This is a genomic window from Pseudomonas sp. LS-2, from assembly GCF_003605735.1.
Taxonomy (GTDB): Bacteria; Pseudomonadota; Gammaproteobacteria; order Pseudomonadales; family Pseudomonadaceae; genus Aquipseudomonas.
Genome location: NZ_QXTJ01000039.1, coordinates 914,049 through 927,071, shown reverse-complemented (window position 1 = coordinate 927,071; position 13,023 = coordinate 914,049). Strand labels below are relative to the sequence as shown.

The 13,023-nt window shown below is 58.8% G+C and carries 12 protein-coding genes and 1 pseudogene; 2 read left to right on the top strand and 11 right to left on the bottom strand.

What is annotated here, in order from left to right:
* Positions 1-116: 116 nt before the first annotated feature.
* The 7 genes and pseudogenes from phoU to D3M70_RS25445 all read right to left on the bottom strand — a co-directional run bounded on the left by phoU (position 117) and on the right by D3M70_RS25445 (position 8,373).
* Positions 117-875, bottom strand: a complete 759-nt coding sequence (gene phoU / locus D3M70_RS25470) for a phosphate signaling complex protein PhoU (RefSeq protein WP_120128357.1) — start codon at positions 873-875, stop codon at positions 117-119.
* A 54-nt stretch (positions 876-929) separates the two neighbouring features.
* Positions 930-1,763: a phosphate ABC transporter ATP-binding protein PstB gene (pstB, locus tag D3M70_RS25465; protein WP_120128356.1), complete on the bottom strand. Its 834-nt coding sequence runs from the start codon at positions 1,761-1,763 to the stop codon at positions 930-932.
* A 71-nt stretch (positions 1,764-1,834) separates the two neighbouring features.
* Positions 1,835-3,505: a phosphate ABC transporter permease PstA gene (gene pstA / locus D3M70_RS25460; protein WP_120128355.1), complete on the bottom strand. Its 1,671-nt coding sequence runs from the start codon at positions 3,503-3,505 to the stop codon at positions 1,835-1,837.
* A 15-nt stretch (positions 3,506-3,520) separates the two neighbouring features.
* Positions 3,521-3,858: pseudogene (locus D3M70_RS33690) on the bottom strand (ABC transporter permease subunit); the annotation flags it as partial.
* Between the two features lies 1 nt (position 3,859).
* On the bottom strand, positions 3,860-5,756 hold a 1,897-nt coding region (locus tag D3M70_RS34335; RefSeq protein ID WP_375233026.1), incomplete at its 3' end, for a phosphate ABC transporter permease.
* A gap of 198 nt (positions 5,757-5,954) precedes the next feature.
* Positions 5,955-6,926: a phosphate ABC transporter substrate-binding protein PstS family protein gene (locus tag D3M70_RS25450; protein WP_120128354.1), complete on the bottom strand. Its 972-nt coding sequence runs from the start codon at positions 6,924-6,926 to the stop codon at positions 5,955-5,957.
* Positions 6,927-7,080: 154 nt separating this feature from the next.
* A complete protein-coding gene (locus D3M70_RS25445) occupies positions 7,081-8,373 on the bottom strand; it encodes an MFS transporter (RefSeq protein WP_120128353.1) in 1,293 nt (430 codons plus the stop codon).
* 379 nt (positions 8,374-8,752) lie between these two features.
* Here D3M70_RS25445 and D3M70_RS25440 point away from each other — a divergent pair, with 379 nt between their 5' ends.
* The gene (locus D3M70_RS25440) at positions 8,753-9,154 is read left to right on the top strand and encodes an acyl-CoA thioesterase (RefSeq protein ID WP_037016781.1); all 402 of its coding nucleotides are present in this window, start codon (positions 8,753-8,755) and stop codon (positions 9,152-9,154) included.
* Positions 9,155-9,252: 98 nt separating this feature from the next.
* Positions 9,253-10,164 carry a D-hexose-6-phosphate mutarotase gene (locus tag D3M70_RS25435; RefSeq protein WP_120128352.1) on the top strand — a complete coding sequence of 304 codons (912 nt, stop codon included), beginning with the start codon at positions 9,253-9,255 and terminating at the stop codon, positions 10,162-10,164.
* A gap of 104 nt (positions 10,165-10,268) precedes the next feature.
* On the opposite strand, the gene D3M70_RS25430 is transcribed toward D3M70_RS25435, so the two are convergent.
* The 4 genes from D3M70_RS25430 to purE form a co-directional block, all read right to left on the bottom strand.
* A complete protein-coding gene (locus D3M70_RS25430) occupies positions 10,269-10,805 on the bottom strand; it encodes a DUF3299 domain-containing protein (RefSeq protein ID WP_165869876.1) in 537 nt (178 codons plus the stop codon).
* An 80-nt stretch (positions 10,806-10,885) separates the two neighbouring features.
* On the bottom strand, positions 10,886-11,131 hold the full coding sequence (locus tag D3M70_RS25425) for a GlsB/YeaQ/YmgE family stress response membrane protein (protein WP_120128350.1): 246 nt from the start codon (positions 11,129-11,131) through the stop codon (positions 10,886-10,888).
* Positions 11,132-11,344: 213 nt separating this feature from the next.
* Positions 11,345-12,427 carry a 5-(carboxyamino)imidazole ribonucleotide synthase gene (locus D3M70_RS25420; protein ID WP_120128349.1) on the bottom strand — a complete coding sequence of 361 codons (1,083 nt, stop codon included), beginning with the start codon at positions 12,425-12,427 and terminating at the stop codon, positions 11,345-11,347.
* A 7-nt stretch (positions 12,428-12,434) separates the two neighbouring features.
* Positions 12,435-12,926: a 5-(carboxyamino)imidazole ribonucleotide mutase gene (gene purE, locus D3M70_RS25415; RefSeq protein WP_074754780.1), complete on the bottom strand. Its 492-nt coding sequence runs from the start codon at positions 12,924-12,926 to the stop codon at positions 12,435-12,437.
* Positions 12,927-13,023 lie beyond the last annotated feature (97 nt).

Genomic DNA, 13,023 nt, shown 5'->3' with positions numbered 1-13,023 from the left:
ATTGTTTGACGACACCGGGACATTTATTCGCGGGTGACTGAAAAATAGGCGGCTTGAAACAAATGATTGCCCAAAAAAAAGCCCGGCGTTCGCCAGGCGTTTTTTCTCAGGCAATCTTACTTATCGTCAGGCGCGTCCGGAACATTAGGTATTTCGGCGGCACGGCCCTTAACTTCTTCCTGCATGCGCTTGAGACCCAGGTGGCGCACATCGGTGCCGCGCACAAGGTAAATCACCAGCTCAGAGATGTTGCGAGCGTGGTCGCCGATGCGCTCCAGCGAGCGGAGCACCCAAATCACATTGAGCACGCGGGAGATCGAACGCGGGTCTTCCATCATGTACGTGACCAGTTCACGCAGCGCGGTCTTGTATTCGCGGTCGATGGTCTTGTCGTACTGGGCAACCGACAGCGCCAGATCGGCGTCGAAACGGGCGAATGAGTCCAGGGCGTCACGCACCATGCTGCGCACCTGATCGCCAATATGGCGCACTTCAACGTAGCCGCGCGGCGACTCGCCTTCCTCGCACAACTGGATGGCGCGACGGGCGATCTTGGTGGACTCATCACCGATGCGCTCCAGGTCGATCACCGACTTGGAGATGCTGATGATCAGACGCAGGTCAGAAGCAGCAGGCTGACGACGAGCCAGAATGCGCAGGCATTCTTCGTCGATATTGCGCTCCATCTGGTTGATGCGGTCGTCGACTTCACGAACGCGCTGGGCCAGGCCCGAGTCGGCTTCGATCAGCGAAGTGACCGCGTCGTTGACCTGCTTCTCGACCAGACCACCCATTTCCAGCAGGTGGCTGCGAACTTCTTCCAGTTCAGCGTTGAACTGCTGGGAGATGTGATGTGTATGGCTGTCTTTGATCATGCTGAGTGTCCGTCCGATTGATTGCGCGGTGGTTCAGGGCTGACGAAACACGTGCTAGCCGTAACGACCGGTTATGTAGTCTTCAGTCTGTTTTTTGGTCGGATTGGTGAACAACGTATCGGTGTCCCCGAACTCGACCACCTTGCCCATGTACAGAAACGCGGTGTAATCCGATACGCGCGCAGCCTGCTGCATGTTGTGGGTAACGATCACAATGGTGTATTTGGATTTCAGTTCGTAGATCAGCTCTTCGACTTTTAACGTCGAAATCGGGTCGAGCGCGGAGCACGGCTCATCGAGCAGCAGTACTTCCGGTTCGACGGCGATAGTGCGGGCGATCACCAGACGTTGCTGTTGACCACCGGAAAGTCCGAGCGCGGACTCGTGCAGGCGGTCTTTGACCTCATCCCACAGTGCCGCGCCTCGCAATGCCCACTCGACGGCCTCGTCCAGTGTGCGTTTTTTGTTGATGCCCTGAATCCGCAGGCCGTAGACCACATTCTCGTAGATGGTCTTGGGGAAAGGATTGGGCTTCTGGAACACCATGCCCACCCGACGACGCAGCTCGGCGACGTCCTCACCCTTGGTGTAGATGTCATGCCCGTAAAGCTTGATCTCACCCTGTACGCGGCAGCCGTCCACCAGATCGTTCATCCGGTTGAAGGTGCGCAGCAAGGTCGACTTGCCACAGCCCGAGGGGCCGATGAACGAGGTCACGCGCTGCTTTGGGATATTCATCTGAATGTCGTACAGCGCCTGTTTCTCGCCGTAAAACAGGTTCAGGCCCGGCACCTCCAGCGCAACGGCTTCGGTGTCGAGATCCAGTACCTGGCGCTTGCGACCCAGTTTCGACATGTTGATGCCGTGGGTGTGGGGTTCTTGCTGCATGGGTAACTCCCTGCGCTTTCAATTCATTTCGTCGCGTCGTCGACCAGAAACAGGAACGACGCCGTTCTCAATCAGCTGTCCAGCGCTTTGTACTTCTCGCGCAGGCGGTTTCGGATAGTCACCGCGGACAGGTTCAACAGGGCGATCACCAGCACCAGCAACAGTGCCGTGGCGTACACCAGCGGACGCGCGGCTTCGACGTTGGGGCTCTGGAAGCCGACGTCGTAGATATGGAAGCCCAGGTGCATGATCTTCTGATCAAGGTGCAGATAGGGATAATTGCCATCCACCGGCAGCGACGGCGCCAGCTTGACCACACCCACGAGCATCAACGGCGCTACTTCGCCGGCTGCGCGGGCGACCGCCAGAATAAGCCCGGTCATCATCGCCGGGCTCGCCATGGGCAAAACGATCTTCCACAGGGTTTCGGCCTTGGTCGCGCCGAGGGCCAGAGAGCCTTCGCGCAACGTCAGCGGGATACGCGCCAGGCCCTCCTCGGTTGCCACGATCACCACCGGCACCGCCAGCAGCGCAAGGGTCAGCGAAGCCCACATCAAGCCGGGGGTGCCGAAAGTCGGCGTGGGCAACGACTCGGGGAAGAACAGCCGGTCGATTGAGCCACCCAGTACATAAACGAAGAAACCCAGGCCAAACACGCCGTAGACGATGGCCGGAACGCCCGCGAGGTTGTTCACGGCTATTCGGATCAGACGCGTCACCGGCCCCTGACGGGCGTACTCACGCAGGTAGACGGCTGCCAGGACCCCAAAGGGAGTCACGATCACCGCCATGATCAGGGTCATCATCACCGTGCCGAAAATGGCCGGGAAAATGCCGCCTTCGGTGTTGGCTTCACGCGGGTCATCGCTGAGAAATTCCCAGAGCTTCTTGAAGTAGAAACCCAGCTTGGTCCCTACGCCCATGGCGTTTGGCTGATACGCGTGAACCACCTTGCCCAGACTGATCTCGACCTCTTTGCCATTCGCATCACGAGCGGTCAGGCTGTCGCGATTGAAATCAGCGTGCAGCGCGTCCAGGCGCGATTCGATTTCTGTGTAGCGCGCATCGTACTCAGCGCGTTCGGCGGCCATGTCCGCTTGCGCCTCGGCGTCAAGCTTGCCATTGAGCTCAAGCTTGCGCGCCTGCAGGCGCAGACGTTCGATACCGTGGTTGATCGCGCCGATCTCGGTTTTCTCAAGCCCGTCGAGTTCGTCAGAGATCTTCTGCACGCGCTCGATACGCTGTTGCAGCTGCGGCCAGGCCGCTTCGCCCTCGGCGACGATCTTGCCGTTCTCTTTGACGTTGACCAGGTATCCGTAGAAATTGCCCCACTCACGGCGTTCGATCGTCATCAACTCGGCAGGCTTGCTCTGCTCGGTCAACCATTCGCCCACGATCCAGCTGAAGTCGCTGGGGTTGATGTCGCGATTGCCGATCTTGAACAGGTCGCGGGTCATGAATTCAGTGCCTTGATCCGGCACAGGCAGGCCGGCACCCTTGAGGCGGGCGCGGGGGACCTGTTCGGACTGCACCAGCTCGCCGACCAGCACATGCTTTACCTGACCTGGAACATCGTACTGAGCGGAAATCACATCGGCTGGCCAGAAATGGCCGAGGCCGCGCACGGCAATGACCGCCAACAACCCGATGGTCATGATGACGGCAATGGATACCGCACCGGCACTCATCCAGACGCCGGGGGCGCCGCTTTTGACCCAGCTCTTGAGGGAGGTCTTTTTCATCTGTTTCTACCTGCCCTAGAGAGATGAATACTTCTTGCGCAGGCGCTGACGAATCAGCTCCGCCAAGGTGTTCATGACAAACGTGAAAATCAACAACACCAGCGCGGCCAGGAACAACACCCTGTAATGACTGCCGCCGACTTCGGACTCAGGCATTTCCACGGCAACGTTGGCCGCCAGGGTGCGCATGCCCTCGAACAGGTTCATGTCCATGATCGGCGTGTTCCCGGTGGCCATCAGCACGATCATGGTTTCGCCAACGGCACGGCCCATGCCGATCATCAGCGCTGAAAAGATGCCGGGGCTGGCCGTCAGGATCACCACGCGGGTCAAGGTCTGCCACGGCGTAGCGCNCTTCTGCAATCGAATAGATGTTGGGGATGACCGCAAACCCCATCGCCAGACCGACCACCAGAGCGTTGCGCTGATCGTAGGTGATGCCCATGTCATTGGTGATCCAGGAGCGCATGTCGCCATCGAAGAACCAATTCTCCATGTGCGAACTCATGCCCAGCGAAACCCAGCCCACCAGCAGAATGACCGGAATCAGGATGGCGCTTTCCCAGCCGTCCGGCACGCGAAGGCGAATCGAATCAGGCAAACGCGTCCACATAAACCCCGCCAGCAGAATCCCTATAGGGGTGAAAATCAGCAGACTGAAGATGCCCGGCAGGTGTCCTTCCAGATACGGCGCCAGGAACAGACCGGCGAAGAAGCCGAGAATCACCGTTGGCATCGCTTCCATCAATTCAATCACCGGCTTGACCTTGCGGCGCATGCCCGGCGCCATGAAGTAAGCGGTATAGATGGCTGCGGCCACGGCCAGCGGTGCGGCGAGCAACATTGCGTAGAACGCGGCCTTGAGGGTGCCGTAGGTCAACGGGGCCAGGCTCAGCTTGGGCTCGAAATCACTGTTCGATGCCGTGGACTGCCAGATGTACTTGGGCTCGTCGTAGTTTTCGTACCAGACCTTGTCCCATAACGCGCTCCAGGAGACTTCCGGATGCGGGTTACTCAGACTCAAGGCCAGCAACTTGCCGCGGTCTTCGACAATGATCCGATCAGCGCGAGGCGACATCCCCATCACGGCAGGGCCGCTGGCGACCGGGTCGATCAGCAGCGTGCGATGGGCAGTGCTGTGGAACACCCCCAGCCTGCCGGCGGTGTCCATGGCGATGAAGCCCTTGCGACGCTGTTCGGCGGTGATTTGGGAGATCGGCGCACCGCCCATCTTGAAGTCGCGGATGTGCTGCAAACGCATCTCGCCATCGACGTCACGGGCCATGAACCACTGTGCAATGTTGCCTTTCGAGCTGCCAATCATCAGCGAGATACCGCCCACCAACTGAGTGCTGGCAGTGGTTTCGGCGTTGGCGTCTTCGAGCAGCTTGTAGCGGCCGTTGAGCGTACGGTCGCGCAGGTTGAATACGTCGGCCTGAGCACGACCATTAATGACGTAAAGCCATTGCTGCCGCGGGTCGACATAGATCGCCTTTACCGTCTCCGACAGCTGCGGCAAATCGATACGGCTTTCTTCGTTGGTGGCCTCGCCGGTCATCATGTTTTCTGCCTGGGTAAGCGACAGAACATGCAATTGGGTGCCGGTCGCACCCGCGAGGATTAGCGTGGAGTCGCTGGCATTGAGGTTGACGTGCTCCAGCGGCCGCCCTTCTTCATCAAGCTCTAGAGGCGTTTCGCCGTAGGGGTAAGTGATGGTCGGAGTAATGGTCTTCTTGTTGCCCGGGTAGCTGATTGGATAAGCGTGCTTGAACACCAATACCTGACCGTTGGACAGTCCCATGGCAACAAGCGGCTTGCCCGGCTGATCCTGGCCCACCGACGTGACATGAGCGCCTGCTGGCACCGGCAGGACCACGCGGGACAACTCGCTGCCGTCGCTGATATGGAAGAACAATGCCTCGCCCTTGTCGGAAACGCGCATGCCGATCTGATTCTGCTCCTCGATGACGAGCACCATCGGCTTGCCAGCGTCTTGCATCCAGGCGGGCGCTTGCGCGGTTTGGGCGGTCAGCTTTGCGCCCTGAAACAGCGGCAGGACGACGTAAGCGAGATAAAAGAAGATCAACGTGATTGCAGCCAGCACGGCAAGACCGCCCACCAACACGTACCAGCGCGTCAGACGATCCTTGAGCGCACGAATACGACGCTTGCGTTGCAACTCGGGCGTATTGAAATCAATGCGCTCGGGAGGGGATTTTTCGGTCATTGATGAATTGGCCAAATCATTCATGCGCACACCCTAGTCGCTCTGTATGACAGATACATGACAGCGTAGTGACGCAAAAAAGCCCGTCGCCCCGGCATCGTGGCAACGGACTACTCATTGTTTCGCGAGCCTCGGTCCATAAGGCCTTTTTGTCTGCCGGCGGGGCGACTCTTCACCCCGCGTCCGGGTAATTCCTGGCAGCGCTTATGCTCGCTACCGTTTTTATAGCCCCAGATCAGCCAAAGCCTTGCTGACGACCTTGGCTGGTAGAGGAATGTACCCGTCTTTCATGACAACTTCCTGACCTTGTTTGGACAGAATCAGTTTGACGAATTCGGCTTCCAGGGGGTTCAGCGGTTTGTTAGGCGCTTTGTTGACGTACACATAAAGGAACCGGGCCAGCGGGTAAGTGCCGTTAAGCGCGTTAGCCTCGTTGTCTTCGACGAACTCACCACCTTCCTTTTTCGCCAGTGGCACCGTGCGTACGCTGGACGTTTTATAACCAATGCCCGAATACCCAATGCCGTTCAGCGAACTGCTGATGGAGCTGACGACCGAGGCAGACCCCGGCTGCTCGTTGACGTTAGGTTTGAAGTCACCCTTGCACAGCGCTTCTTCCTTGAAATAGCCATAGGTGCCGGAAACCGAATTGCGCCCGAACAACTGAACAGACTTGCCGGCCAGATCGCCCGTCACACCGACGTCGCCCCAGGTTCTGGCATCGGCCTTGGCGCCGCACAGACGGGTCGCCGAGAAAATCGCGTCCACTTGCTGCAAGGTCAGGCCCTTGATCGGATTATCCTTGTGCACGAACACCGCCAGCGCATCGACCGCCACCGGAATCGCCGTCGGCTTGTAGCCGTACTTCTGCTCGAAAGCCGACAACTCGCCATCCTTCATCTTGCGGCTCATCGGGCCAAGCGTTGCTGTGCCTTCGGTCAATGCCGGTGGCGCAGTCGAGGAACCGGCAGCCTGAATCTGGATGTTCACGGTTGGGTATTCTTTTTTGTAGGCCTCGGCCCACATGGTCATCAGGTTGGCCAAGGTATCCGAACCGACACTGGACAGGTTGCCCGAAACCCCAGAGGTTTTGACGTAGGGCTTGATCGCGGGATCAACCGCAGCAACGACATTGGCAGTGGCAACGCCGGCGGCGACAAAGGTGAGTGCAGTCATCAAACGCTTGAGTGTCATGCCTTGCTCCTGGCGAGGTCGAGAGAGGTGGCCGGGGTCGATGATGGCCATGTGACTACTCTATGACTGAAACATGACAAATAAATGAAAGGCCGCCACCCTTTTGGGGGTGGCGGCCTCTTTTTTTTGCCGATTGTCTGCTACAGGTGCTTGATCAGGCCACTTTCTTATTCAGCAGATACACGCCAATCACCATCCCCAGCGCACACAAGATCGCCACGTACCAGGCCGGCCCCATCGGGTTCGCCTTGAGCATCAGCGTGACGACCATTGGCGTCAGGCCGCCGAAGATCGCGTAGGCTAGGTTGTAGGAGAACGACAGCCCCGAGAACCGCACCACGGGCGGGAAGGCCTTGACCATTACGAAGGGGACGGCGCCGATGGTGCCGACAAACAGACCAGTTATGGCATACAGCGGATAGAGCAGATCCGGGTGATCGCCGACGGTGTGATAGAAAGTCCATGAGCTGATCAACAAGCCCAGCGACCCCACCAGGAAGACCAGCCCTGCGCCGAATCGATCCGCCAGCGCGCCAGCGCCGATGCAGCCGAGGCTCAGAAGGATGATCGCCAGGCTGTTCGCTTTCAGCGTAACGGCAGGCGCGAAACCGTAGGTGGTCTGCAGCAGGGTCGGGGTCATCAAAATGACCACGACAACGCCCGCCGACAACAACCAGGTCAGGGCCATCGACAACACGACTGCCCCGCGATGGTCACGCAATACAGCCTTGAGTGGCACCTCTTCGGCGAGTTCCTTGCGAAGCTGCAGTTCGGCGAAGACCGGCGTCTCGTGAAGCCAGCGGCGCAGGTAGACCGACATCAGGCCAAACACACCGCCCAGCAGGAAAGGAATCCGCCAGGCGTAGTCCGAAACCTCGGCCGGGGTGTAAAGGCTGTTGATCCAGGTGGCGACCAGCGAACCCAGCAAGATACCCGCGGTCAGACCCGACGTGAGGGTACCGCAGGCGTAACCGACGTTACGTGCGGGAACGTGTTCGGAAACGAATACCCACGCCCCCGGCACTTCCCCACCAATTGCGGCGCCCTGAATGACCCGCATCAGCAGCAACAAAAGCGGCGCCCAGATGCCGATCTGCGCATAGGTTGGCAGCAGGCCCATGATGAGCGTCGGCACCGCCATCAGGAAAATGCTCAGCGTGAACATTTTCTTGCGCCCCAGCAGATCGCCGAAATGCGCCATGACGATGCCGCCCAGTGGGCGCGCCAGATATCCGGCAGCAAAAATGCCAAACGTTTGCATCAAGCGCAGCCATTCGGGCATATCCACCGGGAAAAACAGCTTGCCGACGACCGCGGCAAAGAACACGAAGATGATGAAATCGTAGAATTCCAGCGCACCGCCCAATGCGGACAGCGACAGGGTTTTGTAATCGTTACGGGTCAGTGGGCGCGAAGGATGCGCCGCACTTGAAGACACAGAGGACATGACAATGGCTTCTCTTTTGAGGCTCTCTCGGGACGAAAAATCAATAACGGGACAGCCGGGGGTAACGGCTGTGCACGCGATTTATCGACTCGAAGAGGTAATCGGGCATCAAAATTGCGTGCCAATGACGGCGTAGTGCGCCAGATCGGTCCGGCAAGATAACAAATTGCAGGCCGATGCACATGGATTGCAACGAGAACCGGGCAAAGTGCAAACCCGGCGGTCGTCTGGTGACGCGCTGCTCTATATACTTGCGGGCCGCGACTCAACCGGTCTTTCAGGGAAATTGTGCGAAGCCATTTACCCAAGTCGTCTTCGCAGAGTTTCCCTTTCAAACGTAATGAAGACTATGAGAGTCATGGGTCAGAGGGACCCCGGCATGATTGAGCTCGAACAAGAAGATCCGATTCCACAAGGTGATCTGGCATTGCAGATCACCGCATTACCCCGCGAAACCAATGGCTTTGGCGATATTTTCGGCGGCTGGCTGGTTTCCCAGATGGACCTGGCCGGCACCGCCATGGCCAGCAAGGTGGCGGGCGGGCGCGTGGCGACCGTTGCGATCGATCGCATGGCGTTCCTGGTCCCGGTCGCCGTCGGCGCGCAATTGTCCTTTTATACCCAGACCCTGGAAATCGGCCGCAGCTCGATCCAGATGATGGTTGAGGTATGGAGCGACGATCCACTGTCCAGCGAATGGCGCAAAGTCACCGAAGCCGTGTTCGTCTTCGTCGCCATCGACGGCAGCGGTCGCACCCGCTCGGTCCCTGCCAGACGCTGACGCTACAGCGCCCGCTTCATTGCACTTGGCACCGGGCAGTAAACTCATCAAGCTTGGCACAGTCTGATTCAGTCACTGTCCTTTGAGTGAGTACCCCTATGCCTACGCCACAAGTCGATTCCATCCAGCTCGGTGAGCTCAATTGCTGGCGTATTCGCCACGGCCAGGCCGAGCTGGTGGTCGCCCAGCAGGGCGCGCACATCATCAGCTATCAGATCGACGGCGATCAGCCGCTGATCTGGTCCAATCCCGGTGCTGTATTCAAGCAGGGCAAAGCGATTCGCGGCGGCATGCCGATCTGCTGGCCATGGTTTGGCAACTTCCAGCGAAATCCGCAAGCCGTGCAGGACATGCGCCAAAGCAGCGAGCCTGCCAACGCTCACGGCGAAGTCCGCGCCATTGACTGGGAGTTGATGGGCATGGGCGAGGATGGCGATGCTTTGATCGTCGAGTTCATTCAACCAAAAGCCGAAGGCCATCTGCCGGGTTGGCCGCACACCGTTGGACTCAAACTGCAGATTCGTATGGATGCGGCGCTGAACGTCAGTCTGGTCAGCTTCAATGCGGGCCCAGAAGACGTGACGTTGAGCCAGGCGCTGCACAGCTACTTCGCTGTCAGCGACATCAAGCAAGTCAGTATCGAGGGCCTGGACGGTGTGACCTACCTCAACACACTGGAAAGCTGGGAACAGCAAAACGTTCAGGTGGGTGACATTACGTTCACTGGCGAGACAGATCGTATCTATCAAGGCACGCCTGATCTGACTTCGATCATTGACCCCGAGTGGAAACGCCGGATTCAGATTCAGACCATCGGCTCGAATTCATCGGTGGTATGGAACCCGTGGATCGAGAAGACCAAGACGTTAGGTGACATGGAGGCCGATGGCTGGCAGAACATGGTGTGTGTTGAGACGGCCAATGTCATGGGCGACATCGTGACGCTCAAGCCGGGTGACATGCACATGATGAGCGTGAGTATCTGGGCTGAGCCGCTGGGCGAGGAGTGATGTAAACCCTGTGGCAGTCCGGCGTGCCGACGGTGGCGTCTTTGAAATCGCTATCACCGGCAAGCCGTGCTGCTACAGAGTCGTATGCAGCGGATACGTCCAGCTTACAAATCCGCCTCAACCACTACCCGCACTTTCGATGCATCCAGCGCATAGGCGGCATCGGCCAGGTCATTGCTGACCTTTTCGACTTTCAACGTTCCGATTACCCACAACGGCGTGTAGATATCGTCGATCTTCAAGCCTTTCGGATAACGAACGAGCACCAATTGATTCGGTGGCGGTGGCGGTACATGAATGCAGGCGCCGGGATAGGGGACGAGGAAGAATAGTGTGCTGTGTCCCTTGGCGTCGGTTTCCAGTGGCACCGGATAACCACCCAAGCGAATGTTCTTGCCGTCCATGGCCGCAACGGTCTTGGTGGAATACATCACTGCAGGCAAACCCTTGCTCTGCTTCAAACCACCCTTGCTGTCGAACGTGCCCTGAGCTTCCGGGGAGTTGTGATCGATCTCGGGCATGGCTTCGAGGGCTTTCTGATCCGACTTGGGCATCAGTTCGAGCCAGTCGGTTTCAGGGATATCAGCGGCGCGTGCGAGTCCGCAGACCAGCAGCAGGGAAACGAGAAGAAGACGACGCATTAAGGTGCTCGGCAGGAGGATTCAAGTGCCGGGCATTCTAGCCCTCCGCGCGGCAATAGCGCAGAGGGCCAGACTCAGTTTCATTTCTTTTTGATCATGCCGTAGATCACCAGCAGGATGATCGCGCCGACCAGGGCGCCCAGGAAACCAGCCCCCTCGCCTGCCTGATAGATACCCAGTGCCTGACCGCCATAAGTCGCGGCCAGCGAACCACAGATACCGAGCAGAATGGTCATGATCCAGCCCATGCTGTCGTCGCCTGGCTTCAGGAAGCGGGCCAGCAGGCCGACGATCAAGCCGATAAAGATGGTTCCGATGATTCCCATGCCATGTCCCTCTGTTTGAATGGATATGCCAAAGCCTAGTCGGCTATTGGCAACACGCTATCTGAGGGGCGCGGAGATGAATGGTTCAACGCAAAAGGCGCCGACTTTGTAGTAGCGCGCGCTTGCCCGCGATAGCTTTCTGTCAGGCAACGATTCATTGCAGACAACACGCTATCGCGACCAAGCTCACGCCTACAGGGACAGCCGACTTGATCAGTTCTTGATCAACGCCTCAACGAGCTTCACCTGACGATCCAGGGTCGCGCGGTCCTTGCTGCGGACGGTGGCGTGACCCACTTTGCGACCGACCTTGAACGCTTTGCCGTAATGATGCAGATGGCAATCGTCGATGGCGACAACCTTGTCCACAGCGGGCACTTCACCGATGAAGTTGAGCATTGCGCTCTCCCCCACTTTCGCTGTAGAGCCCAACGGCAGGCCGGCAACGGCGCGCAGATGGTTCTCGAACTGGCTGCATTCGGCACCTTCGGTGGTCCAATGGCCGGAGTTATGAACGCGCGGAGCGATTTCGTTAGCCTTCAAGCCACCGTCGACTTCGAAGAACTCGAACGCCAGCACGCCAACGTAATCCAGTTGCGTCAGAACCCGGCCAGCGTAATCCTCCGCCAGCGCCTGCAATGGGTGATCGGTGCTGGCGATGGACAGCCGCAGGATGCCACTGTCATGGGTGTTGTGGACCAGCGGATAGAAGCGGGTTTCGCCATCGCGAGCCCGAACGGCGATCAGAGAGACCTCGCCGCTGAACGGCACGAAACCTTCCAGCAGGCACGGCACGCTGCCGAGTTCGGCGAAGGTATCGACCACGTCTTCAGGTTTGCGCAGAACCTTCTGACCCTTGCCGTCGTAACCCAGGGTGCGGGTTTTCAAGACGGCAGGCAGCCCGATGCTGGCAACGGCTGCGTCCAGATCCGCCTGAGACTGGATGTCGGCGAACGCAGGGGTTGGAATACCCAAGTCCTTGAACATGCTCTTCTCGAACCAACGGTCGCGAGCGATGCGCAAGGCTTCGGCGCTCGGATAGACCGGCACGAATTGCGAAAGGAAGGCCACGGTTTCAGCCGGTACGCTTTCGAACTCGAAGGTCACCAGATCGACTTCGTCGGCCAGTTGGCGCAGGTGATCCTGGTCGCCGTAATCGGCACGCAAGTGCTCGCCGAGCGCGGCGGCACAGGCGTCCGGCGCAGGATCGAGAAAAGCGAAATTCATTCCCAGCGGTGTGCCCGCCAGAGCCAACATGCGACCCAGCTGGCCGCCACCGATTACGCCGATCTTCATGAAAACCTCAGGCCTCGCGCGGGTCTGGATTGTCCAGAACGCTGTCTGTCTGCTCAGTGCGGAATTTCTTCAGCACTGCGTGGAATTGTGGGTGTTTGGCGCCCAGAATGCTGGCCGAGAGCAGCGCTGCGTTGATTGCGCCCGCCTTGCCGATGGCCAGAGTCGCGACCGGAATGCCCGCAGGCATCTGCACGATGGACAGCAGCGAGTCGACGCCCGACAGCATTGAGGACTGTACCGGAACGCCCAGCACTGGAAGATGAGTCTTGGCAGCGCACATGCCTGGCAGGTGAGCGGCACCACCGGCACCGGCGATGATCACCTCGATGCCACGGCCTTCGGCCTCTTCAGCGTACTGGAACAGCAGATCGGGCGTACGGTGCGCCGAAACCACTTTGACTTCGTACGGAATGCCGAGCTTTTCCAGCATGTCGGCGGTGTGGCTAAGGGTGGACCAATCGGACTTGGAGCCCATGATCACGCCAACCAGTGCGCTCATCGTCGTGCCTCTCATCGGGCGCCCGCAGGCGCGTCTAAAAACAACAAGCCACGCGGGAAGACCGGCGTGGCTTGTCGTACGAATAATGGCCAGTCGA

Coding starts and splice junctions, on each gene's coding strand:
- phoU (WP_120128357.1), bottom strand. CDS start 875: ATGATCAAAGACAGCCATACACATCACATCTCCCAGCAGTTCAACGCT.
- pstB (WP_120128356.1), bottom strand. CDS start 1,763: ATGCAGCAAGAACCCCACACCCACGGCATCAACATGTCGAAACTGGGT.
- pstA (WP_120128355.1), bottom strand. CDS start 3,505: ATGAAAAAGACCTCCCTCAAGAGCTGGGTCAAAAGCGGCGCCCCCGGC.
- D3M70_RS25450 (WP_120128354.1), bottom strand. CDS start 6,926: ATGACACTCAAGCGTTTGATGACTGCACTCACCTTTGTCGCCGCCGGC.
- D3M70_RS25445 (WP_120128353.1), bottom strand. CDS start 8,373: ATGTCCTCTGTGTCTTCAAGTGCGGCGCATCCTTCGCGCCCACTGACC.
- D3M70_RS25440 (WP_037016781.1), top strand. CDS start 8,753: ATGATTGAGCTCGAACAAGAAGATCCGATTCCACAAGGTGATCTGGCA.
- D3M70_RS25435 (WP_120128352.1), top strand. CDS start 9,253: ATGCCTACGCCACAAGTCGATTCCATCCAGCTCGGTGAGCTCAATTGC.
- D3M70_RS25430 (WP_165869876.1), bottom strand. CDS start 10,805: ATGCGTCGTCTTCTTCTCGTTTCCCTGCTGCTGGTCTGCGGACTCGCA.
- D3M70_RS25425 (WP_120128350.1), bottom strand. CDS start 11,131: ATGGGAATCATCGGAACCATCTTTATCGGCTTGATCGTCGGCCTGCTG.
- D3M70_RS25420 (WP_120128349.1), bottom strand. CDS start 12,427: ATGAAGATCGGCGTAATCGGTGGCGGCCAGCTGGGTCGCATGTTGGCT.
- purE (WP_074754780.1), bottom strand. CDS start 12,926: ATGAGCGCACTGGTTGGCGTGATCATGGGCTCCAAGTCCGATTGGTCC.